The sequence below is a fragment of the Larkinella sp. VNQ87 genome (assembly GCF_049445795.1).
In the GTDB taxonomy this organism is placed as follows: Bacteria; Bacteroidota; Bacteroidia; order Cytophagales; family Spirosomataceae; genus Larkinella.
The window spans coordinates 330,057-351,777 of record NZ_JBMSDT010000004.1 but is presented as its reverse complement, the minus strand read 5'-3'; the positions used below and the strand labels follow the sequence as shown (position 1 = coordinate 351,777).

Sequence of the window (21,721 nt, the reverse complement as noted above, 5' to 3'; positions counted from 1 at the left end):
TAGTTCCAATTGAGAACTTATATGAAGAAGCAATTACTATTTTGGCTGGTACTTCTCGCTGGGCTTTCGGCCAACGCCCAAAACCGCAAATACCTGGTTTTGCTGAAAGATAAAGTCAACACCCCCTACACCATTAGCAAGCCCGAACAGTTTCTGTCGCAACGTTCGATTCAGCGCCGGAACCGCCAGGGTATCCCCGTGCAGGAAAAAGATTTACCGGTTAATCCGACCTATGTGTCGGCCATTCGTCAAACCGGGGCAACCGTCTGGTTTACGTCGCGCTGGGCCAACGCCGTATTGATTTCCACCACCGAAGCTAATCTAAACACGATCCGGGCCTTGCCGTTTGTGCAGGGCATCGAAGGCAACCGGTCCATCGGCAACGCCCGGATTGGCTACGCACAGTTTACCTCTAATTCGCTACGGAACAAATTCGAGCAGGTGGAAGACCCCAGTGTGTACGGCAATTCCCGCGAACAATTGCTCCAGATTGGGGTCGACAAAATGCACGCCCAAGGCTACCGGGGCGAAGGAATGCTGGTGGCGATTCTGGATGCTGGTTTTCGGAACGCCAATCAGGTATCGTTCCTGAAACCGCTGTTTGATGAAAACCGGGTGGTTGGCACTTACGATTTTGTTCGGAAAGAAACGAGTGTCTATGAGGATGATTCGCACGGCCAGAATGTACTGTCAATCATGGCGGCTTACCAGGAAAACGACCTCATTGGCCCGGCCTACAAAGCTTCTTATTTGCTCCTGCGGACAGAAGACGCCGGGAGCGAAACCCCGGTCGAAGAAGCCAACTGGCTGCTCGGGGCCGAATATGCCGACAGTGCCGGTGTGGATGTGATCAACTCGTCGCTGGGCTACACCACTTTCGACGACCCAACGCAAAACCATACCTACAACGACCTCAACGGCCAGACAACGCTCGTAAGCCGGGCCGCGCGCTGGGCTGCCGAAGCCGGGATGCTGGTGGTAGTTTCAGCCGGGAACGAAGGCAACGACCCCTGGCGGTACATCGGCGCTCCGGCGGATGTGTCCACGGTGCTTTCCATCGGGGCCGTTGACCGGGACGGTTTTCGGGCCGCTTTCAGTTCGTTCGGCCCAACGCCCGACGGCCGGATCAAACCGGACCTGGTGGCCCGGGGACAAGGCACGGCGCTGGGTGCATCGAGTGGGAGCGTAACCATCGGAAATGGCACCTCCTACTCGGCTCCGCTGGTGGCTGCGTTGGCAACCGGTTTCTGGCAGGCCTTTCCGCGTCTGACGGCCCAGCAGGTCATCGAATGCCTGCGCCGATCGGGTAGCCAGTTCAATCAGCCGGACAATCAACTGGGCTACGGCATTCCGAGTTTCGAGCGGGCAGCGGCCATTGCCAGTGAGTCGTATTCGTTGCTGATTTATCCCAACCCGTTTACCAGCGCCGACCGACTGACGGTTCAATGGAACGAAATCCCGGTTAACCAATCCGTCAACGCCGTCGTGACCAACTCGGCGGGCCAAGTGGTCTGGCGGCAATCCTATGGTCCGGATCAGGCCATGAACGTGTCGCTGCAATCGCTCAGCCTGGCACCGGGTTTGTATTTTTTGACACTTTCGAGCGAGAACGCCCGTCGGACGATCAAACTTATGAAGTACTAAGGACCACCCGACCAACGTTCTGCTAACTCACACGGACTAAACGAGGCCACCCGGCGGTTCATGGGTACGGCGGATGGGCAGGTAGACATGGAAGGTAGCCCCCTGACCAGGTGCGCTTTCGGCGGTAATCTTTCCGGCGTGGTTTTCAACAATTTTTCGGCAAAGGGCTAATCCGATTCCCGTTCCGCTATACGTGCGGGCATGGTTCAACCGTTGGAAAATCGTAAACACCCGTTCCGAATATTCCGGTTCAAAACCAATCCCGTTGTCTTTAAACTGGAGATGGACATACGGAAAAAGGGGGTTCAGCCCTATCTGCCGCGCTGCTTCCGGCGACGAAAACACTTCAGCCGAAACCGAAATAACCGGGTTCCGGGTACAGAATTTTAGCGAATTGCCGATCAAATTTGAAAACAGCTGACCCAGGTGCAGCGGAATGCCCTCAACCACCGGTAAGGTTGCGGCCTGAATAACCGCCTGCTTCTGGCCAATCAGCAGTTCGTAATCGAGCCGGACATTGGCCAGAATCTGATTCAGGTCGGTTTCGACAAATCGGTCGGCGGTATGCGACAGCCGGGAGTAATTCAGCACGGATTTGATCAGTTCCGACATGCGCTGAGCCGATGAGTTGATCTTACCCAAATACGCTCCGGCCGCGGCAACATCGTGCAGATTAAGCTGCAGCAGTTCGGCAAATGACTGAATTTTGCGGAGCGGTTCCTGTAAGTCGTGGCTGGCGATGTAGGCAAACTGTTCCAGTTCGTGATTGGTTTTGATCAGTTCCTGGTTGCTATCGTGCAGTTCGCGGGTCCGTTGCTGTACCTTGAGATCGAGTTCGCTGGCCAGAGTTCGGTATCGCTCCCGACTTTCTTCCAGCGCCTGCTGGGCGGCCATTTCCGGCCGCAGGTCACGCATGACGGCTCCGACAGCCAGCGGCTGGCCGGTTTCGTGATCATCGATTCGCAGGCAATTGTTATACAGGGGGATGTTTTCACCTGTTTTGCAATGGCGGGCTTCAAACCGCCCCGACCATCGCCCGGTGGTCATAACCGAGGGAATAATTTCGGCACTAACAAACGCAAATTGCTCAGGAGTATGCAGGTCCGAAATCGGAATGGTCGACACATCCTGTCCATCCTCAATACCCAGCAACTGCTTCCCGGCTTTATTGATGTAGGAATTCTTGCCGTCCAGTTCCAGAATGGACATCAGATCGACACTGTTTTCCACCAGCGTCATCAGCTTCTGCTGCTCGATCCGGTTACGGACTTCGTCGGTGATGTCCTGAAGCGTACCGTTAAACCGGTACGGATTTCCCTCTTCGTTGAAATACGCTTTTCCTCTGGCCCGAACGACCCGGGGCAGCTCCGTCGCTAGGGTGTACTCAATGTCATAGTGCCCCCCCGAAGCGGGTTGTAAAGCCGCCTGAATAGCCTCTATCACCCGCTGGCGATCTTTCCCGGCAATCACTGCGATAGCCTGATCAAGATCGATTTCGTCGTACGACTCCAGGGCGAACCAGGTTTTCAGCCGGTTATTTCCGGTTAAGCGGTTTGTTACAGGGTCCAGATCCCAGGCAGCCAGTTCAGCCGCTTCCAGCGCAAACTCCAACTGCTCTTTCTGCTCTTCAATCCTCTTGAAATCCGTCGTCTCGTTACAGGCGACAAACACGCCCGCGATCTGGCCCGACTCGTCGTGAATAGCGCTGTAGCTGTAGGTCCAGTAAACGTCATCAAATTGACCGTTGCGCTCAATCGGGATCAATTGGTTTTCGCTGTAAATAGGGCCTTCGCCCGCCATCACCTGAGCAAGCAGCGGCCCGACGGTCGGCCAGATTTCAGTCCAGGTTTCCTCAGCACGCTTTCCCAGAGCCATCGGATGTTTCCCGCTGGAACCCAGACTTGGCCGAAAGGCATCATTGTAAAAACATATCCGTTCCGGCCCCCAGACAATGAACATGGGGAACCGGCTCTGGAGCAAGACGCCCAGCGTGGTACGCAGGCTCGCGGGCCAATGGTCAATCGGCCCCAGGGGATGCTCCGACCAATTGAACTGCCGGATTAATTGCCCCATTTCGCCCCCGTGGGCGAGAAAGCGATAAGCAGGCGTAAGCGTTTGGTGTTCCATGAAGAGCGAACTCAAACCATCGGCCGATTCATCAATAATTTCGACAATTCAGCCGTCAGCATTGAAATCAACGGCGGTTTCGTCAGAAAATCCGTGGCTCCAAGCGCTTTCGTTTCCAGAATATCCTTCGGTTCCGAAGAAGTCGAATACATGATGATCGGAATTTGTTCGATGCGGGCAATTTTACGAAGCTCCACCAGACATTGTTTTCCGTGAATGCGGGGCATGTTCAAATCGAGGAAAATATAATCCGGCAGGAAATCCTCTTCCTCACGGATTTTCCGAATCGCTTCTCCGCAATCATCCGCCACGACACAGGTTAAACCGGGATCAACTTTCTTCAGAGCCATCATAAACAACTCCTGGTCATCTTCATCATCATCAATCAAAAAACAAGTAACGGCTCTGTCCATGTGCATCCGGAATGGGTAAACTACGCTAAGATATTAATATCAAATCGATGAAAAAACTCAGGCCCTTCATTTACCAAAAACTTTCTAACTTACCGTCCCATAACAGCCTATATAGTTCTGTTTTGTACGTTGTAGTGATTTTCGATTCTTTACTCACTGTTACCCGATTGACCTTATGCATCTCCGATCGCAAGAATGGTTTGGCCGCACCGGCAAGGACGGTTTTATTTACCGCGCCTGGATGAAAAACCAGGGCTTCCCCCACCATCTGTTTGAAAGTAAGCCGGTTATTGGCATTTGCAACACATTTTCAGAATTAACACCCTGTAATGCCCACTTCCGCGATCTGGCCGAAGCCGTCAAGCGGGGGGTTTGGGAAGCGGGCGGTTTTCCGCTCGAGTTTCCGGTGATGTCGCTCGGCGAGTGCCAGATGAAACCAACCACCATGCTGTTCCGGAACCTGGCCAGCATGGACGTAGAAGAGTCGATCCGGGGTAATTCACTGGATGCAGTGGTGCTGCTCTGCGGTTGTGACAAAACCACCCCCTCGCTCGTAATGGGCGCGTGCAGTGTCGACCTGCCGACGCTGGTGGTGTCGGGCGGGCCGATGCTGGCCGGGAAATACAAAGGCCGGAACATCGGCACCTCGGACCTTTGGCGGTTTGCCGAAGCGAACAAGAAAGGCGAAATGTCGCAGGAAGAATTTGTGGCCGCCGAAGCCTGCATGGCGCGCAGCCAGGGCCACTGCGCCGTGATGGGAACGGCCTCCACAATGGCTGCGATGGTCGAATCGCTCGGGTTGGCCTTGCCGGATAATGCCACGATTCCGGCGGCCGACTCGCGTCGGAAAGTGCTGGCCCACCTGGCGGGGATGCGGGCGGTTGAACTGGCCCGTCAGAACATCCGGCCCTCGCAGATTCTGACCCGGCAGGCGTTTGAAAATGCCATCATGGTCAATGCCGCACTGGGTGGGTCAACCAATTTCATTATCCACCTGAAAGCCATCGCGGGCCGGATGGGTGTCGAATTGTCCATTGATGATTTTGATAAACTCTCGGCGCCCATCCCGCTGCTGGCGAACCTGCAACCCTCGGGTGAACATTTCGTGGAGGATTTATTCTACGCCGGTGGACTCCCCGCCATCATCAAGGAACTTGAACAGTTTCTGCATAACGACGCGCTGACCATCAACGGCCGGACACTGGGCGAAAACTGCGCCAAAGCCGAATGTTACAACCGGGAGGTGATCGCGTCGGTCGCCGAACCGTTCAAACCGGAATCCGGTGTTGCAATTTTGAAAGGGAATCTTTGTCCGTACGGGGCGGTTTTAAAACCCTCGGCGGCTTCGCCGGAACTGATGAAGCACACGGGCCGGGCGGTGGTGTTCGAGAATATCGACGACTACAAAAAACGCGTGGACGATCCCGATCTGGACGTTGATCCAAGCTGCGTTCTGGTCCTGAAAAATGTGGGCCCAAAAGGGTATCCGGGCATGCCCGAAGTAGGCAACATGCAGCTTCCGGCCAAAATTCTGGCCCAGGGCGTACACGACATGGTCCGGATTTCGGACGGGCGCATGAGCGGTACCGGTTTCGGAACGGTGGTGTTACACGTATCGCCGGAAGCCGCCGTGGGCGGCAACCTGGCCCTGGTTCAAAATGGCGACCTCATCACGCTGGATGTGGAAAAACGGCTGCTACACCTGCATGTCGACGAGGAGGAACTGGCCCGTCGACTGGCGCATTTCCAGCCCATCGACCTGGGGTATGAACGGGGCTACACCAAGATGTACATCCGTCATGTGCTACAAGCCCACGAGGGTGCCGACTTCGACTTCCTGCAAGGCGGCTCCGGCCCGGTCGTGAAGCGTGACTCGCACTAGAGTTTGGAAAGTTGTTACACAGGGTTAATCAGGGAATATCAGAGACTTCTCTGGTTACCTCTGATATTCCCTGATTAACCCTGTGTAACAACTATACCCCTTCAGCCACTTTTTTCATCTTTTCCAACCCGGTTTTGGCGACCACCAGCGCATCCTGGGCGTAGTAGCTTTTGTTGAAGAGTTCCAGTGAAAGCACAATTGTTTTGCCCGGCGTTTTGATCTGTTTCAGCGTTTCCCGAACCGGCCCAATGCCATCACCCGGGTACACGCGGTCGGCATCGACGATAGTTTCGCGGGGCGGGTTGGTCGGATAATCGTTCAGGTGGAACACTTCAATACCGGGTTTACCCACCAACGGCAGACTGGCCGGACTGGAACCACCCTTGTAAAGGTGGTAAATATCGAGCAGGACCCGCGCGGAGGGATGTCCACTTTCGATGGCGACAAACATAACCTCGCTCAGCTTATTCAGGTTTTTCGATCCGCCCCAGAGTTCGAGTTGCGGTACAACCCCGGTTTTGTCGCCCAGTTCCAGAATGGTCCGGTAGCGTTCGGCGGCTTTGCGCAGGTCCAGACCGGGTTGCTGCGTGGCCCCCATCGGCGGAGCGGCCGTGCGCTTGCAGCCAATCTCGGCCAGCAATTCCATTTCTTTCTTAAGTTGATCGACGCCCTTGGTGCGGGTCGTTTCGTCATCGACAATCCACTGCGCGAACCCGATGGCATTCTCGACTTTCAGGCCCAGATCACCGAGCAGTTTGCGCACATCGGCCGTTGAATGTTGTTTCAGGTAGTCCTGAAAGGAATTCATCCAGATTTCCACATGGCGAAAACCGGCTTTGGACGCCACTTCCAGTTCCTTCTGAAAGCCCAGATTCTGGCCCCGGATGGTACTGACATTCAACGCATAGGCAAACGGGGGCGGGTCTTTGGCAAGGGCATGAGCGGATGCGGAAGAGGATGACAAAACGGCTCCTCCGGTGGTGGCGGCTATAGCGGCAAGGGTCTGACGACGGTTCATGAACGGGTTTGGAAAAAGAACGTTTAGTTGCGAACGGGCCGAAAAATACGGAATTATGGGAAAGAGACAAATCGCTCTTATCTATCTCCCCATCAAAACCGCCAGTTCCTGCCAGGAAATGAGACAGATGGCCAAAACCGCCAGGATCAGGCCCACCCGGTTGATGGCCAGAAGTTTTTCCTTAAAAAACAGCATAGCCGCCAAAGCCGCCACCAGAATGACACCAATATTATATAGCGGGTATACGAAAGCTCCATTGCCGCCAAACTGCGAAAGCGCCAGCAAAAGGGTGTAAAAACTCAAAAAGTTAGGAACGCCCAGCGTAATGGCTCCCAGCAAATTCCGGCTTTCAATCTTTTCTTTTCCCTGGGCAAGCCGGATTACCAGCATGACCGAACCAGCGGCAATGGCACCCAGGACCATCGTCAGCGTCACCTGCAGGGTTTTATCCGCCGATGGAATATACCGAAGGTTCATGTAGTTGATCATGGTGTTGGTGGAACCATATAGCAGAAAAACCGCCACTGGCAACAGCGTATACCAACCCAACATCTTGACCGTCTGGCCTTCATCTTTCCTGAAGGTACTGAGTCCCACGGCGACGACAGCCAGAATCAACCCCAGGTAATTGAGCGCGTCGAAGGTTTTACCACCGGTTTGAAACACGAACAGGCTAAAGCAAACCGGCACCACCAGCGACATATTGTTCGCCAGCGAGGTCGCTGTGATGCCCATCCGTTGCGTCGAAAGTCCTGACAGGATAAATGTAATGATGAACCCAACGCCCAACCCAAGCGCCAGCCAGGTCCAGGTTTGGGAAAAATCAACCGAAAACGACTGCCCCTCAGGCAGGAGCAGAAAACCGGTCAGGAAGCAAACCGGATAATTGAATACAATGGCCTGAAAGGTATTCACCCCAAACCGGGGAAAAAGGCGGAAGTTGAGCAACAGAACCACTGAGAGCAGAATGCTCAGGAAGAGAAAGAGCATTGGAGGGAAAAATGATAAATGTAAAATGTTGACGGGGCCACCCGCGCGGTGCCGAATGTAAAAGTAAGACGCCGGGTCATTTACTTTTACATTTAGCGTTCAACATTTTACATTTATCATTTCCTTTTAAACAGCCATTCCAGCAATTCCGGCTCGGCTAGCGCGGGCTCCCAGCTTTCGTGATCGACACCATGGTATTCGGTGTAGCGCACATCGGCCTTCAATTCTTTCAGCCGGGCCACCATCCGCCGGGAGTACTCGACATTGACCACACTGTCGGAGCCACCATGAAATAGCCAGAGCCGGACCTTCCGGGCATAAACTGGAGCATCCTCCGGTTTTCCGCCCCCGCAGATCGACACGGCGGTCGTAAACAAATCCGGCTGCGTGGCAAGCGTCTCAAAAACACCCAATCCACCCATCGAAATCCCCAGCAGACAAAGGCGGTTTTTGTCCACCAACCCTTCAAGTTTCATCTGTTGCACCAGTTCGACGACGGCCTGCATGGGCCAGTTTACGTGTGCCTTGTAATCGAAGCCGATGGTGTAGGGCGTGGTCCGTCGGTCGATCTGAACGGAAGCCCAGAAGCTGGTGGTCGGACACTGCGGAAAGAGTACAATGGCCGGAAAATTACGGCGGTTTTTCTCGTCCAGGAAAAGCGACGAACCCAAGGCCAGTTGCTTTTCATTATCATCTCCACGTTCCCCGGCCCCGTGCAGCACCACCACCAGCGGGTATTTTTTTGCCCGGTCGTAGGACTTGGGGTACAGAATGCGGTACGGTAACACATTTCCCTCCGCGGTGGTAAACGTCTGTTTATTAAACTCGGACTGCGCCCGGAGGGGCCGCATCATGGCCAGGCCAACTACGAGCATCCAGCCGATCCAGCGACACCCATTTGTTCGAATGCTTTTCATCCGTTACATTAGATTTCGTATTGATTGAACGTTCCGACCATGACAAGCTGGAAGGCAATTCTGTTTCTGCTGGCATCCGGCCAGGGCCTTATTCTGAGTTTTGCCCTGATCGCAAAGGGCTTCGCAGCCAGCTTTCTCACTTGTTTCTGGGTTTAATTTTATTCATCATCGCCCTGAAGTTACTGAACGCCTGGGACATGCAGGTACATTACCACGACGACGTCAAGTAACCGGGTGCAACGGTTGCGTCCTCAACAGCCCGAACCGTTCAAGTCCGTTTTCATAAAAATGTGGAAATGTTGGGCTTCGTATACTTCCTGGGCTACGAGGGCCGGGAGTTAGAGAATGACGAAGGCTATCTGAAAAGCAAACCCATCCGAATGAAAGACTGGTATGGCTACGGTTTTAGTCTGTATCAGCAGTACAAAACCCATCAACACAGTCCGCACCTCACGGAGGCTATGCGGTTGGTCGAACACCTCTGGCTGGATTACCTGATCAATCTGCTGGTGCAGGTAGACGACTTCCCACGAGCCACGCTGACCGACCAGATTCCCGAATCGTCCTATCGCCGGTTTTCGCGTAGTCAAGATACAACCGAAGGCCGCCAGAAGGCACAGCTTTTTCTGGAATCCATGAGCCGTTTTTACGCAGAAGTAAATTTTGATTTGTATTTAAAAGAGAATCAAAGCAAGTACGACCATGCACTGGCCCAGGTTCGAAAAGGGTTGCCCGACGAACGGTTTATTCCGGCCATGGAAACCTTTTATGGGCAGCATTTTGAAGCGTATACGCTGGTTCCGAGCCTGACCATTCCAACGAGCATTGGGTTTGGAGCTCGTTTACTCGTGATGGGAAAACGTACATTTTCAACGTATTTGGCCCCTTCGACGTTCAGCATTTTCAGGAGGAAGCAAAACTGGACATGGGCTTCAGCGATCGGCAGCACCTGCTGGAATTGAGTACGCATGAATTTGGCCATTCGTTCGTCAACCATGTGGTGGGTCAGATGCCCGCCGAATTGCTCAAAAGCACTGAAAAACTTTATCCACCAATCCAAAACCGCATGACCGAACAGGGCTACCCAACCTGGCTGGTGTGCCTGTACAAGCATTTCGTGCGGGCGGGTGAAATCCTGATTACTCAGAATCTGGGCCATGCTGAAGCGGCCCGGCGATTGAGAGAGCATTCCATTACCAATCGTCAATTCATCTACCTGCCGACGATTCTAACCCAACTGGAAAACTACCGACAAACCCAGTCGACTTCGTACCCGCAGGCTGTCGAAAAAGCCCTGCAGCAGCTTCAGGCGCTGGCCGCGAAGCAATAAAGTGAATGAAGAATGAATAATGAAAAAGTGGCTCAAATCCGGCACTTTTTCATTATTCATTCTTCATTTTTCATTCAATCCTCATTTTCCTTTCGGCATTAGCACCGTGTCAATCGAATGAATCATGCCGTTGGTGGCTTCCAGATCGGCGCGGTTGACGGTGGCGGCATTGCCCTGTTCGTCCGTTATGGTGATGGATTCGCCCTGTTTGGCAACGGTCAGCGTGCCGCCCGTGACGGTTTTCAGTTTCTGGCCATCCTGCAACTGGTCGGAGGCATAATTGCCTTTCACGACGTGATATGCCAGCAGTTTGACCAGTTTCGATTTGGATGCCGGTTGCAGCAACCCGTCGAGTGTTCCGGCAGGCAGCTTGTCGAAGGCTTCGTTGGTCGGCGCAAAAACCGTATACGGGCCTTTCCCTGCTGCCTGTTCATCCAAACCTGACATTCGCAGCGCCCGGAACAGCACCGTATGCTCCGAGGATTTTGCTGCGCTGATCGCCAGATCCCGGCCCGTTGATCCACCCGGTTTCATACCTCCGCGCGACTCCCGGCCTGCGCCCATCGGTCCGTAGGCATTTCCGGCACCCTGGGTTGCCACGGACGTGTTGCTGCTGGGCATCACCCCTGATTGGCCGGCCTGCGACGAGGTAGTCGGGGTTTGCATTGTTGAGTTGCGATTGGACGTAGTGTCCTGCACGGTCTGTGCCACGGCGGTTTTGGTAGCACCGGCGACTAATCCGAGCGCAAGAGCGATTCCGAAAACAGCTTTCTTCTGCATGATGAAACTTGGTTTGTTAGACAATACGTTGAGAAAATAGCATTAACTTTTAACACATCGTGCCAGCAAATTGTTGTCAGGATGTACGGAGGTTAACGGGCTGTCGGACGAAAATCGTATGAAGCTACCCCTTAAAACCCGGGATTCTTATCGTAGAAAAGCGCTGGATGGTAGGCTTTTTGAAAAAAAATATCACCTTTGTTCTTTACTCAATTTATTTTTTATGCAAATTTCCAAACACAAAGTTGCTGGTATCCACTACACGTTGAAGGACAACGACGGCAACATTCTCGACTCCAGCGAAGGACGCGATCCCCTATATTATCTGCACGGTGAGGGCAATCTGATTCCGGGTATGGAAAATGGCCTGGACGGCAAAGCCCCCGGCGACAAGTTCCAGATCAAAGTTCCGGCCGAAGAAGGCTACGGCCTACACAACCCCGAGATGATTCAGGCTGTTCCAAAAAGCGCTTTCGGCGGGCAACCGGTGCAGGTCGGGATGCAGTTCCAAACTAATCACGGCCAGGTCGTTACCGTAACTGAAGTCGGCGACGATCAGGTTACGATTGACGGAAACCACCCGCTGGCGGGTCAGGAACTGAACTTCGATGTGGAAGTGATCGAAGTACGCGATGCAACCAATGAAGAAGTAATGCACAAACACGTACACGGCCCCGGCGGTCATCATCACTAATGAATAATTGATAGGAACACGGATCGAACGGATCAAACAGATCGTAACGGATAAATCTGTTCAAATCCGTTGCATCCGTTCAATCCGTGTTCCTATCAATAAACCTTCCTTTAACCAATGAAAAAATTTACCTTCTTTCTCGCACTAGGACTTTGTGCGACGCGGGCCATTGCCCAAACCGCCCCCACGCCCGAACTGCAAATCAAAACCGCCGTGCTGGCCGCTCCGGCCGACAAACGCGACGGGGCCATGGTTTACGGTTATTCCGGCAAAAACGAATGGATTATCCTGCGAAAAGGAACAAACGAATACGTTTGCCTGGCCGATGATCCGGCGCAGAAAGGACTGAATGTTTCCTGTTACCACAAAGATCTCGAACCATTCATGGCGCGGGGGCGTGAGCTGAAGAAAGAAGGCAAGTCAGCGGCCGAAATCATGAAAATCCGGGAACAGGAGGAAAAAGCCGGAAAGTGGAAAATGCCAAAACAACCGTCTTCGCTGTTCGTCTATTCCGCACCGGATTCAAGCTACAATGCCATGACCGGTGAAGTGAAAAACGGCTACCTCCGGTACGTCGTCTATATCCCCTACGCAACCGCCGAAAGCACCGGTTTGCCGCTCAAGCCCGAAGCCCCCGGCATGCCCTGGATCATGGACCCCGGCACCCACCGCGCCCACATCATGATCAACCCACCAGCGGGGAAGTAGCATGGGGCAGAGGGCATAGGGCAAAGGGTGGCTTCGCCTGAAATTGAATGCGTCAGCACCCTTACCCCTATGCCCCATGCCCTCTGCCCTTACCCCCCTGCCCTATTTCCCGGGCTTCCGCCCACCGCATCCGGTACGCGTTCATCGCGGTTTTACCGAGGGCGTCCAGCAACCGGTAATTGACCACCAGCCCGACGGCGGCTCCGATGCCGGGAATCAGTTGCGCCATTTTTGCCAGGTCAATGTAGTCACGGTATTCCTGCTGAAAGGTCCGCCAGTCGAACTGATTGATGTCGTTGGGAAGAAGTTGGCTTTTGGCCTGCCAATGGGTCATCTGTTCGTAAACCGCCAGTCGTCGTTCCTGGCTTGAAAACGCCAGTTGAAAGATGTGCATGATGTACAATCGCTCCTTGTATTCGTTGATCGGATACCCATAAATACCCGCAATTTCAAACAGAAGCTTCATTTTCAAGGCCAATAGCAGCGGAAAGTCGGCCAGACCGAGCAGGATGCCACCCGCGCCCGTGACGCCCCCTTCGGCCGCTCCGGCGGTTTTGTAAAACGCAATCCGGTCGCGCACCCGCTCTTCGCGCTCTTCCAGCGACAAGTGATGCAAAACCGGCTCGCGGGTCAGAAATTCGGCTCCGAACAAAACCGCCCGGGTCATTTGCTTGATGGTGGCTGTAATAGCCTGGTGGATTTTTTCGGGAATAATCCGGTTTAGACGGGTTTGCAGGTTTTTAGAAAGCCGGTTCATAGTCGATGGCCTGCGCGTCATTTTCTGTCGCCAGGTTGCCAGTTCACGCAACACGGCATCTTCGTAGGGAGTCATCAGGAGTTTGATTGAAATTAGCGGGGTTGCCGCCGGTTGGTTTGCCGGACGCCCGTTCCCAGCCGGGCGTTGTTCGACACCTTCTTATACCCTTCAAACGTTGTATTTTCGACGGTCGTATTGTACGAATCCAGACTTAGTTGAATGGCGGTTTTGGTGCTATCGGTGGTTACAAACCGGCAGCCACCGGTAATCCGGCTTTGCTTGATTCTGGCTCCTACAATGCCGCTGTTGATAAACTGGCTGTTTTTAATCAGCAATTCGGTCAGTTGCCCGTTGTAATACCGGATATTACCACCACGGAACGTAGCTCCATTGACGGTGATCCGGCGCGACCCGGAGTTTTCGTAGCTAATGTACACATCTTTATCAAACTCGCAACCAGGGCCAATGATGGTTTCTTCGTTGGTCGACGTTCCCCCACCGTAATTGGCAAACGAGTTCCGGGAACGGGTATTGACGGTTTTTACGCGCGTCATCGTCACCGGCCCGCTAAACGTCAGCGCCCCATCGGTGTCGGTAGCTTCCAGACTTTTTCCGCAGTTTCGGGCCGTGAAATTGGTGATTACAATGCGGTATTGGTGATGCAGCCCTTTCACGGCATTCACGCAATTGTCAGCTTCCCCGTTTAGAATAGTGCCTTTAGCCCGTTCCGAAACGCCAAATCCAACCCGGAAGCCAAAGGCTTTGCAGTGGTTCCAGGTCACCCGGTGGTCAGAATCGGTCTGTTCGCCCTCCGACCAGAATCCGGCGTACGGACTGATGCCTTTGGTATGCCGGGCGACACAATGCAGAAAAACCGTGCCGGGCGCATTGTCGCTGTCGTAGGCATCGCCCACGCAGTCGGTCGCGGTGCAATATTCGAAGCGCGTATTTCGGGCATACCCACCAGCAATGAAGGGCGACTTGCCACCCACCTCATGGTAACGTTTCTGGCCCGTAGCCTGACAATGCCGAAACACATTCCGGTCTGAAATGGCTTTGGTCCCTCCGCCGTTGAATAGCTCGTTTTCCACGACAAATGTGGAAGCGTCCGCGTTCCGGATCAGCACGCGGTCGGCTCCGCTGGCGGTGCAGCCCCCGAAATAAATGCCGCCCTCGATGGGGCTTTTGTCGCAATCGATGGTCAGATCGCGAAAAAAAACCCGCTGTTTTTGATTCGCATAGAATGCGTATCCCCGTTGCGAATTTCGGATGATAACGGTTTTTCCCAATCCCGCCCCCTGAATGCTGATCGCCGAGCCGGTGATTTCGACCGGCCCTTGCATAAACCGTCCGGCCGGATACCTCAACGTCCCTCCTCCCTGGCTTTTGAGAAACGCAATGGCCCGAACGGCCGCCGGAGTCAAGTCGGTGTCACCCGGTTTTTTGTAGTTCAGAATAGAAACCGTGGGTAACCCAAAAGCCGCTGATTGCCAAAGGATAAGCGCAGCAACAAGCCATATATGGATTCGCTTCATTCGAAATTAACGTAATCTATCGAATTATTATGGTTAACTTATCGTTATTTACCTACACCCCCTTTTGACATACAAACCTATTAACCAACGTTTTATGAAAAAAGCGCTGTTAATTTTCTTTGCCCTTCTCCCATTCAGCTTTGCCACCACGGGTACAACCATAAAATCCTCCATCCCTCTGACACTCGATCGCGCCAGTCTGTGGATGGGGATATACAACGAATTAAACCTAGAAAGTACGGGGCTTCGGAAAGAAGTTTTTGATTATGCGCTGCGGGGTTTACAGAAAAACCCGTTTCCAAAGTCGGTACTAAGTATTGTCGATTTGAGCCAACCGTCCAGCAAAAAGCGTCTGTACGTGATCGATCTGGATGCGCATAAACTGCTGTTTCAGACCTACGTGGCCCACGGCCGCAACTCCGGCGAACTGATGGCGGCTACGTTTTCCAACACGGCCTCCTCCTTTCAATCCAGTCTCGGGTTTTACCAGACACTGGGCACCTACCAGGGGAAACACGGTTTGTCGCTGCAACTGAAAGGGCTCGAACGCGGCTTCAATGACAACGCTTTCAGCCGAGCCATCGTCATTCACGGGGCTGATTATGTTTGCGAGGATTTTATCCGGCGAACCGGTCGGCTGGGCCGCAGCCAGGGTTGCCCGGCCGTCGACAATGCCGTTAGCAAAGGCATCATTCAGGCCATCAAAGGCGGTTCCTGCGTGTTTGTGTATTCGCCCAACCCGGATTATCTGCAAAAATCAACCTTTCTGCTGTGATTCCATCGGGAATCACATCGGGCGACCGTCCAGCCCGTACACATCCCGATACACCCGCAGCTTGCCGTTATCATCGACATCCGCCCGGTTATAGACCACAAAAACCGGGAACGGTTTGGGCAGTGTCAGGGTCTCCGGTTTCTGACCAATCATACACCGGTTCATAAATCCTTCGTCCAGGACCGGTTCTTCCATCAGGTAGTTGGCCAGTTCGACCGGTTTCTGCACCCGCATACAGCCGTGGCTCCGCCAGCGGTCGCTGGTCAGGTCGAACAGGTCGCGGGCGTTGGTATCGTGCAAATAAATGGCACCCGGCCCAGTCAGGTTAAATTTGATTAGCCCCAGTGAGTTGCTGCAACCGGATGCCTGCCGAAACCGGTACGGAAAATTTTCTGCCGACATTTCTGCCCAATCGATATCGTCGGGATCGACTACCTGGTTTTTTTCATCCAACACTTCCATGTTCTGGCTGGTTAAAAAACCGGGATCACGCTGTACTTTCGGCAAAATCTCCTTAATACCGATTCCGCGCGGTACATTCCAGTAGGGATAGGTAATAATGTCCGTCAGGTAGGTTGTGAAAAAAGGCGTGCGCGTGTCTTTTTTTCCGGCGATCACCTCCATCGGCAGCAAACATTTCCCGCTTCGGTCGTAAACGTTCAACTGGGCCGCTGGCACATTGACTACCAAAAACTTATCGAACCCGAATCGGTTCAGGTACCGGTAAAAGTTCAGCGTTTGCCGAACCAGCTTTGCCGTATCGGACGCGCCGGTTTGCCGCAAGCGGGTATAATGATTCACCAGCGTGGTGTAGTGCCCAAAAACCGGTGTTTTCTTCAGGGAGTCCAGGGCCGAACGGCCTTCGTCTTTTTTCAGCATGGCGATGGCCCAGACCGTATCCACTTTTTCAGGCAGTTTGTTGTATGTAATCCGCGACGGTTTTAGGCCGTAGCGGAGTTCGAGCAACAGACTGGTGAATTTCTCTCCAAACTCTTTTTTAGTGTCGGTTTCCACGAACGAATACCGCATGGTATCGATCCCGACCGAATCAGCCGCCCGGCAAAGCTGCCGCATGACTTGTTCGGCCTGCGCTCGATCCCAGCCCTCGGCCGGTACATCATTTTTGTTCAGAAGCCCAAAATGTTTCAGGCTAAACCAGCCCACAAGCAATACTACTACCGCACTTGCAACGATTATGACGATATTTCGACGTTCCATTTTCATTTATCCAACTAAGTGACTCTGTACTTACTAAACGCCAATTACGGCGGTGGTGTTTAGCCCAGTCCTCAATTTTAGCCGTTAGGATTCTCTAAAAAAGTCCCGCCAGAGAGTGGTGAATCACCTCCGGCGGGACTTTAACCGATTCGTCCTGAATTGTATAGGCTATTTTTTACGGTTACTCCCGAAGAGATACATGACCGTACCGACAATTAGCCCAATACCAATGGCCCGGGCGACGTGGAATGAAACCGGGGGTGGCATGTCGAGGATGCCTTCCTCGTTGGTGTGGGCGGGTTGTTTGGCATACCGGCCTCCTTTGGGTACCTCCCGGTCGTCAAAATTATGAATCAGATCCTCCAGCAATTGCGGTAATTGAATACCCCGAATGGCTTTCCCGTGGCCGGTTCCAGCTGCCGTAGGATTCAGGGCCGCCAGTTCCTGAATGGAGCGTTTGGAAGCTTCCCAATCGATGGTGAAATACGCCGGAGGACCATGTAGCTCCTCTTTTTGCGTCATGACAGCTAACGCTGAATTCTGGTTCGTGTTCGTAAAGGCATCGCCCGCGATCAACACCCGGTCGCTTTCCCGAAACAACGAAACGTGACCCGGTGCGTGACCGGGCGTGTGAATTACCCGCCAACCGGGCAATTCCGGGATCGTTCCGTCCTGGGAGAACGCCCGAACACGGTCGCCAAAATTGTACGGGGAGGTCGGGAACATCCACGACAGATAAGCCATTGCTCCGCCCCCTACACCCGGGTCCGGCGGTGGATAATGCGATTTCCCCTGCAAAAAGGGCAGTTCCAGCCGATGCGCGTAGATGGGCACATTTCCCCACTCCTTCAGCAACGAGTCTAGTGAACCGGCGTGATCGAAGTGGCCGTGCGTCAACACAATGGCCTGGGGCGGGTTGTTTTCGCCGAACAGTTCGCGGGCTTTCTGCCGAATCGGTTCAACACCACTGGGTGTACCGGCATCGACCAATACCCATTTCCCACCGGGTTGGGCCTCACCCACAAAATAGACATTCACAAAAACATTCTTGATGCCCCGCACGTCTTCGGCGACATCGTACGGGCCCAATTCTTCTTTGGTAACCGGATTGGCGGTCGTCTGACTTTCCATATCCCTCATTGTTATTTGGTTTCCGGTTTAACCCCAACCCTGCCGGATTGTTGACATTACTTATCTACCGTTTCAGAGAAAATTAAAGGCACTTCATCCCAAAACGAGTTCTTCCATACCCGGTCGATGACCAATTTTGCCGGTATACAAAAACAACAGCTACTACCATGAACTTCTTTACCCCACAGCTGCACCGTTCCTTGTTTCGCGCGGGACGAAATGCGCTGTATGCCGCCCTCCTGCTCTCAGCAGCGTTTTCCTGCAAAAAAGATCCGGAAGTTGAACCCGACTCAGGAAAAGTTGTCTTCTGGTCCGCCAATGAAGCGATCTCCACCATCAAAGTAGATTGTTATGTCGACGGAAATAAAATCGGGACGTTAAGCAAAGTGACAAATTCGGCTCCTTCCTGTGATGCCTCCGGTTCGCCCATTGCCACCGTGTCGGCGGGTGAACACGAACTGGAATTCCGGGCGGCCAATGGCCAAAGTTTTACCGAAACCTTCGAGGTCGAAGCCGGGAAGTGCGTTGATTTTGAGTTGATGTAAGCCCACCAGGCGGTTTCCCCTTTCATTATTTCGTTATTCGTTATTCAATATTCGCTATTCGATATTAAAAAGACACGAATAATGAATAACGAATAACGAAAGGGAGGTAAGCGACGGGCAAATTATCATAAACAATTCCCCCGGTTACAAAATTGTGTATCTTTACGGCCGCAAACCGCCGTAGAGAATGCGAGTTCTGAAAGTAACCAAATATAGCCCTATTTTGCACGAATTGCGGGCATCGTGGGGCGTGCTGCAAGCCGGAAAATACCTCCTCACGGAGTCAATGCAGAATAAAGGCCCGCACGAAGATTTTTTTGCCTACCAGAATGCAATCGCCGAAATTGGCCGTATTGAACGCAAACTCGACATCCTGTACGATGAAATTCAGGCTATCGAACTGTTGCACCAGGCCGCTATTCTGACCGGAAACTTCGAGAACCTATCGGACCGCAAACGGTCGGGCGATAGCTCTCCGATGAACTAGTGCAACACCCGCACCCCCGCCTGCCTGTATAACTCCAGAATGTCCGAAGCCGCTTCCTGATCCGTCACCAACGTTTGAATCAGGCTCAGGGGAGCCACCTGCACGTATTTGTCTTTTTCCAGCTTCGTCGAATCACACAACAGATACGACACTTCGGCCTGAGCAGCCATCGCCAGGGTCATGCCCGCTTCCACTTCGCTGTGCGCCGACAAACCGTGCCGGACCGAAATTCCATCGATGCCCAGAAAGGCTTTTTGCGCCCGGTATCGCAGGATGTGTTCATGCGCAATCAACCCGTGGACGGCCTGACGCTTCGCATCGACCTCCCCACCCACCAAATTCACCTTCACCTCTGAATTCAGCAGTTCATTGACCACCGGTAACGAATTGGTAATGACTTGGATACGCTTCATTCGAATAAATTGACAGAGCCGAAAAACCGTACTGCCGCAATCCATAAATATGATATCCCCTTCCTGAATTTCCTGAGCGGCCAGTCGGCAAATATGGTCCTTGTTTTCGGCGTTGACGGCGGTTTTATTAACGAACTGCACCGGATTACGGGCCAGTTCCACTTTCATCGCTCCGCCGTGGGTGCGGTAAAGCAGGCCATCGGCCGCCAGCAAGGTCAAATCCCGCCGAATGGTAATTTCCGAAGTTTGGATCAGATCGGCTAATTCCTTCACGTCTACCGTACCCCGTTCTTCGACCGTTTGTAAAATAAGCCGTTTGCGGTTTGGAAACCTCATAGACTAGCTGTTAATTTGAACAAAAATAATCAATTTTTATCAAAATCAATTATGAACAATCCACGTATTAAACTCCTTCGGGAAGAAGTTTTATCCAATAACTGGTACATTCTCCGAAAAGTAACATTTAACTACTTACGAAACGACGGAATCTGGGAAACGCAGTCTCGGGAAGCGTACGACCGGGGCAACGGTGCAACCATTTTACTACATAATCCCGAAAAAGACACCGTTATCCTGACCCGACAATTCCGGATGCCGACTTATGTCAATGGGAATGCGAGCGGAATGCTGATCGAAGCCTGCGCTGGACTGCTCGATAATGACAATCCGGAAGACGCGATCCGACGGGAAACCGAGGAAGAAACCGGTTTTGTCGTCACGAACATTCGTAAGGTGTTTGAAGCCTACATGAGTCCGGGTTCCGTGACTGAGAAATTGTATTTTTTCACGGCTGAATACTCCGACCAGACCGAAAAACGAATCGGGGGCGGAATCGACGAAGAAGACATTGATGTACTTGAACTCAAGCTGACGGACGCCATGCAGATGATTACACGGGGCGAAATTTCCGATGGCAAAACCATCATGCTCCTTCAACACCTCTGCTTGGAACAAAAGATGGTCGCGTGAGTGGAATAACCTAAAACCGACGTACCAAACCGACAATCTTTCAAAACCGGTCTGTTTGGTACGAAAAAAATTGAGAGATGGTAGCTAGATGGCGGACACCGCAGCTTTTGTACCGGGAAAATGGCAGATGGGAATTTCAATTCACATTCCGCTGTCCGGTAAACCGTTCATTTAACAGGCTCCAGCCGCTCTTGTTTGCACGTTTTCTATGAGCGACTGGGCCTGTTTTCAAGCATACGGTGATAACGGAATCCGGTGTCAATAGTAATAGTCGCGTCGGGAATTCCGACGAATCACGACCGGCAGGCCACTCAGGTAAAAATCTTCAATAGGTTGTTCCCAAACCTGATTGAAACGTTCAACTAAATTTTCAGAGTTTGCTTTCTTGTTGCTCTTTATATCCATTTTGTACAATTCATCACCTAGGATGCAGGATAGAAAAAAAAAGGCGTCGTATTTCATCTGGTCAAGCTGTTTAGTGTTACAAAATTCTTTAAAGTGCATTAAAACAACGTGTAAGCCACATTAAAGCAGAATTAAAAGGTACACTTGGCAGCATTCAGGAATTAAAACCAGATTAAAAACACATTTTTTCATCTTTTTTTAGTTCAAACTTCAAGACCCTATTCTCAATCCAACTTTTATCCGGGAGCTCGTTTTGTCTAAAATTTGTTTTGAAGCCAGAAACCGTTTCAAACACCATGACTACCTCCATCGAGTTATTTTCAGACATGTTACGCTCCCTTGTCGCGCTGAGGAAATACGTGAAAATTTTCTATATGACCGATTTAAACGAACTCTTGCAGGAAACGTCGATCATCACCGCTTTTAACTCCGAGCCTGCAGGCGATTTCATTGCGCTGTCGTCTGGCAACTCCATACCTTTGAAGCGACTGGTTACAGTCAATGGTGTATACGCCCCGGGACATGAGGATTATGAAAGCTGTCTGGATTGTCGACTATAACCCATTGGTGAGAGACTTGAATGAAAAAAAGGCCTGATTCGCCGATTTGGTTTCTGGTCAAAAGGCTATTTTGTATAAATAAATGAAAAAACTGTTGGATTGGACTCGAAAAAAAGGGTTCTTTAGGAAATTTTCAATCCCAATTCAATGCAAACAGGAGTAGTTAAATTTTTTAATGAAACCAAAGGATACGGTTTCATTAAACCTGATGGTCCGGGTGAAGACGTTTTCGTCCACTCAACGGGTCTGGTCGATCAAATTCGCGAAAACGACAAAGTGAAATTTGAAGTGGAGCGCGGCAAGAAAGGTTTAAACGCCGTCAACGTAGAATTGGTATAATCGGAAGATAACACCATTTAACTGACACTTGAAAACAGGCCGGCGGCCTGTTTTTTTTTGCCCGCTGAGAACGAAGCAATTACC

At 52.3% G+C, this 21,721-nt stretch carries 23 protein-coding genes; 12 read left to right on the top strand and 11 right to left on the bottom strand.

Annotated features, from left to right (window positions below):
- Positions 1–21: 21 nt before the first annotated feature.
- On the top strand, positions 22–1,644 hold the full coding sequence (locus ACO2Q8_RS09080) for a S8 family serine peptidase (RefSeq protein WP_423344478.1): 1,623 nt from the start codon (positions 22–24) through the stop codon (positions 1,642–1,644).
- Between the two features lie 36 nt (positions 1,645–1,680).
- On the opposite strand, the gene ACO2Q8_RS09075 is transcribed toward ACO2Q8_RS09080, so the two are convergent.
- Both ACO2Q8_RS09075 and ACO2Q8_RS09070 read right to left on the bottom strand, forming a co-directional pair.
- Complete coding sequence (locus ACO2Q8_RS09075) at positions 1,681–3,771, bottom strand: ATP-binding protein (RefSeq protein WP_423344477.1); 2,091 nt, start codon at positions 3,769–3,771, stop codon at positions 1,681–1,683.
- Positions 3,772–3,782: 11 nt separating this feature from the next.
- Positions 3,783–4,184: a response regulator gene (locus ACO2Q8_RS09070; protein ID WP_423344476.1), complete on the bottom strand. Its 402-nt coding sequence runs from the start codon at positions 4,182–4,184 to the stop codon at positions 3,783–3,785.
- A 175-nt stretch (positions 4,185–4,359) separates the two neighbouring features.
- Here ACO2Q8_RS09070 and ACO2Q8_RS09065 point away from each other — a divergent pair, with 175 nt between their 5' ends.
- The gene (locus ACO2Q8_RS09065) at positions 4,360–6,066 is read left to right on the top strand and encodes an IlvD/Edd family dehydratase (protein ID WP_423344475.1); all 1,707 of its coding nucleotides are present in this window, start codon (positions 4,360–4,362) and stop codon (positions 6,064–6,066) included.
- A gap of 91 nt (positions 6,067–6,157) precedes the next feature.
- Here ACO2Q8_RS09065 and ACO2Q8_RS09060 read toward each other — a convergent pair whose 3' ends face one another.
- The 3 genes from ACO2Q8_RS09060 to ACO2Q8_RS09050 form a co-directional block, all read right to left on the bottom strand.
- Positions 6,158–7,084 carry a sugar phosphate isomerase/epimerase family protein gene (locus ACO2Q8_RS09060; protein WP_423344474.1) on the bottom strand — a complete coding sequence of 309 codons (927 nt, stop codon included), beginning with the start codon at positions 7,082–7,084 and terminating at the stop codon, positions 6,158–6,160.
- Between the two features lie 81 nt (positions 7,085–7,165).
- Entirely contained in the window at positions 7,166–8,074 is a 909-nt protein-coding gene (locus tag ACO2Q8_RS09055; protein ID WP_423344473.1) for an EamA/RhaT family transporter, read from the bottom strand.
- Between the two features lie 116 nt (positions 8,075–8,190).
- On the bottom strand, positions 8,191–8,991 hold the full coding sequence (locus ACO2Q8_RS09050) for a prolyl oligopeptidase family serine peptidase (protein ID WP_423344472.1): 801 nt from the start codon (positions 8,989–8,991) through the stop codon (positions 8,191–8,193).
- A 296-nt stretch (positions 8,992–9,287) separates the two neighbouring features.
- Between ACO2Q8_RS09050 and ACO2Q8_RS09045 the strand changes: the two genes are divergently transcribed.
- Together ACO2Q8_RS09045 and ACO2Q8_RS09040 are read left to right on the top strand one after the other, a co-directional pair.
- The gene (locus tag ACO2Q8_RS09045) at positions 9,288–9,953 is read left to right on the top strand and encodes a hypothetical protein (RefSeq protein ID WP_423344471.1); all 666 of its coding nucleotides are present in this window, start codon (positions 9,288–9,290) and stop codon (positions 9,951–9,953) included.
- Positions 9,917–10,321: a DUF4932 domain-containing protein gene (locus ACO2Q8_RS09040; protein ID WP_423344470.1), complete on the top strand. Its 405-nt coding sequence runs from the start codon at positions 9,917–9,919 to the stop codon at positions 10,319–10,321. Before ACO2Q8_RS09045 ends, ACO2Q8_RS09040 begins: the two co-directional genes overlap by 37 nt.
- Positions 10,322–10,402: 81 nt before the next feature.
- On the opposite strand, the gene ACO2Q8_RS09035 is transcribed toward ACO2Q8_RS09040, so the two are convergent.
- Entirely contained in the window at positions 10,403–11,101 is a 699-nt protein-coding gene (locus tag ACO2Q8_RS09035) for a fasciclin domain-containing protein (RefSeq protein ID WP_423344469.1), read from the bottom strand.
- Between the two features lie 223 nt (positions 11,102–11,324).
- On the opposite strand from ACO2Q8_RS09035, the gene ACO2Q8_RS09030 reads away from it, so the two are divergent.
- Positions 11,325–11,795, top strand: coding sequence for an FKBP-type peptidyl-prolyl cis-trans isomerase (locus ACO2Q8_RS09030; protein WP_423344468.1), 471 nt, complete (start codon positions 11,325–11,327; stop codon positions 11,793–11,795).
- A 117-nt stretch (positions 11,796–11,912) separates the two neighbouring features.
- Entirely contained in the window at positions 11,913–12,503 is a 591-nt protein-coding gene (locus ACO2Q8_RS09025; RefSeq protein WP_423344467.1) for a hypothetical protein, read from the top strand.
- Between the two features lie 67 nt (positions 12,504–12,570).
- On the opposite strand, the gene ACO2Q8_RS09020 is transcribed toward ACO2Q8_RS09025, so the two are convergent.
- Together ACO2Q8_RS09020 and ACO2Q8_RS09015 are read right to left on the bottom strand one after the other, a co-directional pair.
- Positions 12,571–13,335: an EcsC family protein gene (locus ACO2Q8_RS09020; protein WP_423344466.1), complete on the bottom strand. Its 765-nt coding sequence runs from the start codon at positions 13,333–13,335 to the stop codon at positions 12,571–12,573.
- Between the two features lie 17 nt (positions 13,336–13,352).
- On the bottom strand, positions 13,353–14,795 hold the full coding sequence (locus tag ACO2Q8_RS09015; protein WP_423344465.1) for a hypothetical protein: 1,443 nt from the start codon (positions 14,793–14,795) through the stop codon (positions 13,353–13,355).
- A gap of 94 nt (positions 14,796–14,889) precedes the next feature.
- Between ACO2Q8_RS09015 and ACO2Q8_RS09010 the strand changes: the two genes are divergently transcribed.
- A complete protein-coding gene (locus ACO2Q8_RS09010; RefSeq protein ID WP_423344464.1) occupies positions 14,890–15,570 on the top strand; it encodes a murein L,D-transpeptidase catalytic domain family protein in 681 nt (226 codons plus the stop codon).
- 12 nt (positions 15,571–15,582) lie between these two features.
- Here the strand turns inward: ACO2Q8_RS09010 and ACO2Q8_RS09005 are convergent, their stop codons facing one another.
- Together ACO2Q8_RS09005 and ACO2Q8_RS09000 are read right to left on the bottom strand one after the other, a co-directional pair.
- Positions 15,583–16,788 (bottom strand): L,D-transpeptidase family protein, encoded by a 1,206-nt coding sequence (locus tag ACO2Q8_RS09005; RefSeq protein ID WP_423344463.1) that lies wholly within the window; start codon positions 16,786–16,788, stop codon positions 15,583–15,585.
- A gap of 168 nt (positions 16,789–16,956) precedes the next feature.
- Positions 16,957–17,919 (bottom strand): MBL fold metallo-hydrolase, encoded by a 963-nt coding sequence (locus ACO2Q8_RS09000; RefSeq protein ID WP_423344462.1) that lies wholly within the window; start codon positions 17,917–17,919, stop codon positions 16,957–16,959.
- Between the two features lie 167 nt (positions 17,920–18,086).
- Here ACO2Q8_RS09000 and ACO2Q8_RS08995 point away from each other — a divergent pair, with 167 nt between their 5' ends.
- Positions 18,087–18,464, top strand: coding sequence for a hypothetical protein (locus ACO2Q8_RS08995; RefSeq protein ID WP_423344461.1), 378 nt, complete (start codon positions 18,087–18,089; stop codon positions 18,462–18,464).
- Between the two features lie 187 nt (positions 18,465–18,651).
- The gene (locus ACO2Q8_RS08990) at positions 18,652–18,951 is read left to right on the top strand and encodes a hypothetical protein (protein WP_423344460.1); all 300 of its coding nucleotides are present in this window, start codon (positions 18,652–18,654) and stop codon (positions 18,949–18,951) included.
- On the opposite strand, the gene ACO2Q8_RS08985 is transcribed toward ACO2Q8_RS08990, so the two are convergent.
- On the bottom strand, positions 18,948–19,700 hold the full coding sequence (locus ACO2Q8_RS08985) for a DeoR/GlpR family DNA-binding transcription regulator (protein WP_423344459.1): 753 nt from the start codon (positions 19,698–19,700) through the stop codon (positions 18,948–18,950). The genes ACO2Q8_RS08990 and ACO2Q8_RS08985 overlap by 4 nt on opposite strands.
- A 51-nt stretch (positions 19,701–19,751) precedes the next feature.
- On the opposite strand from ACO2Q8_RS08985, the gene nudK reads away from it, so the two are divergent.
- From nudK to ACO2Q8_RS08970, 3 genes are all read left to right on the top strand, one after another.
- Entirely contained in the window at positions 19,752–20,333 is a 582-nt protein-coding gene (gene nudK, locus ACO2Q8_RS08980) for a GDP-mannose pyrophosphatase NudK (RefSeq protein WP_423344458.1), read from the top strand.
- Between the two features lie 701 nt (positions 20,334–21,034).
- On the top strand, positions 21,035–21,298 hold the full coding sequence (locus ACO2Q8_RS08975; RefSeq protein WP_423344457.1) for a hypothetical protein: 264 nt from the start codon (positions 21,035–21,037) through the stop codon (positions 21,296–21,298).
- 147 nt (positions 21,299–21,445) lie between these two features.
- Positions 21,446–21,637, top strand: a complete 192-nt coding sequence (locus tag ACO2Q8_RS08970; RefSeq protein WP_423344456.1) for a cold-shock protein — start codon at positions 21,446–21,448, stop codon at positions 21,635–21,637.
- Positions 21,638–21,721: the final 84 nt, after the last annotated feature.

Excerpts from the sequence above, each read along its gene's own strand:
- ACO2Q8_RS09080 (WP_423344478.1), top strand. The coding sequence starts at position 22 with ATGAAGAAGCAATTACTATTTTGGCTGGTACTTCTCGCTGGGCTTTCG.
- ACO2Q8_RS09075 (WP_423344477.1), bottom strand. The coding sequence starts at position 3,771 with ATGGAACACCAAACGCTTACGCCTGCTTATCGCTTTCTCGCCCACGGG.
- ACO2Q8_RS09070 (WP_423344476.1), bottom strand. The coding sequence starts at position 4,184 with ATGGACAGAGCCGTTACTTGTTTTTTGATTGATGATGATGAAGATGAC.
- ACO2Q8_RS09065 (WP_423344475.1), top strand. The coding sequence starts at position 4,360 with ATGCATCTCCGATCGCAAGAATGGTTTGGCCGCACCGGCAAGGACGGT.
- ACO2Q8_RS09060 (WP_423344474.1), bottom strand. The coding sequence starts at position 7,084 with ATGAACCGTCGTCAGACCCTTGCCGCTATAGCCGCCACCACCGGAGGA.
- ACO2Q8_RS09055 (WP_423344473.1), bottom strand. The coding sequence starts at position 8,074 with ATGCTCTTTCTCTTCCTGAGCATTCTGCTCTCAGTGGTTCTGTTGCTC.
- ACO2Q8_RS09050 (WP_423344472.1), bottom strand. The coding sequence starts at position 8,991 with ATGAAAAGCATTCGAACAAATGGGTGTCGCTGGATCGGCTGGATGCTC.
- ACO2Q8_RS09045 (WP_423344471.1), top strand. The coding sequence starts at position 9,288 with ATGTTGGGCTTCGTATACTTCCTGGGCTACGAGGGCCGGGAGTTAGAG.
- ACO2Q8_RS09040 (WP_423344470.1), top strand. The coding sequence starts at position 9,917 with ATGGGCTTCAGCGATCGGCAGCACCTGCTGGAATTGAGTACGCATGAA.
- ACO2Q8_RS09035 (WP_423344469.1), bottom strand. The coding sequence starts at position 11,101 with ATGCAGAAGAAAGCTGTTTTCGGAATCGCTCTTGCGCTCGGATTAGTC.
- ACO2Q8_RS09030 (WP_423344468.1), top strand. The coding sequence starts at position 11,325 with ATGCAAATTTCCAAACACAAAGTTGCTGGTATCCACTACACGTTGAAG.
- ACO2Q8_RS09025 (WP_423344467.1), top strand. The coding sequence starts at position 11,913 with ATGAAAAAATTTACCTTCTTTCTCGCACTAGGACTTTGTGCGACGCGG.
- ACO2Q8_RS09020 (WP_423344466.1), bottom strand. The coding sequence starts at position 13,335 with ATGACTCCCTACGAAGATGCCGTGTTGCGTGAACTGGCAACCTGGCGA.
- ACO2Q8_RS09015 (WP_423344465.1), bottom strand. The coding sequence starts at position 14,795 with ATGAAGCGAATCCATATATGGCTTGTTGCTGCGCTTATCCTTTGGCAA.
- ACO2Q8_RS09010 (WP_423344464.1), top strand. The coding sequence starts at position 14,890 with ATGAAAAAAGCGCTGTTAATTTTCTTTGCCCTTCTCCCATTCAGCTTT.
- ACO2Q8_RS09005 (WP_423344463.1), bottom strand. The coding sequence starts at position 16,788 with ATGGAACGTCGAAATATCGTCATAATCGTTGCAAGTGCGGTAGTAGTA.
- ACO2Q8_RS09000 (WP_423344462.1), bottom strand. The coding sequence starts at position 17,919 with ATGGAAAGTCAGACGACCGCCAATCCGGTTACCAAAGAAGAATTGGGC.
- ACO2Q8_RS08995 (WP_423344461.1), top strand. The coding sequence starts at position 18,087 with ATGAACTTCTTTACCCCACAGCTGCACCGTTCCTTGTTTCGCGCGGGA.
- ACO2Q8_RS08990 (WP_423344460.1), top strand. The coding sequence starts at position 18,652 with ATGCGAGTTCTGAAAGTAACCAAATATAGCCCTATTTTGCACGAATTG.
- ACO2Q8_RS08985 (WP_423344459.1), bottom strand. The coding sequence starts at position 19,700 with ATGAGGTTTCCAAACCGCAAACGGCTTATTTTACAAACGGTCGAAGAA.
- nudK (WP_423344458.1), top strand. The coding sequence starts at position 19,752 with ATGAACAATCCACGTATTAAACTCCTTCGGGAAGAAGTTTTATCCAAT.
- ACO2Q8_RS08975 (WP_423344457.1), top strand. The coding sequence starts at position 21,035 with ATGACTACCTCCATCGAGTTATTTTCAGACATGTTACGCTCCCTTGTC.
- ACO2Q8_RS08970 (WP_423344456.1), top strand. The coding sequence starts at position 21,446 with ATGCAAACAGGAGTAGTTAAATTTTTTAATGAAACCAAAGGATACGGT.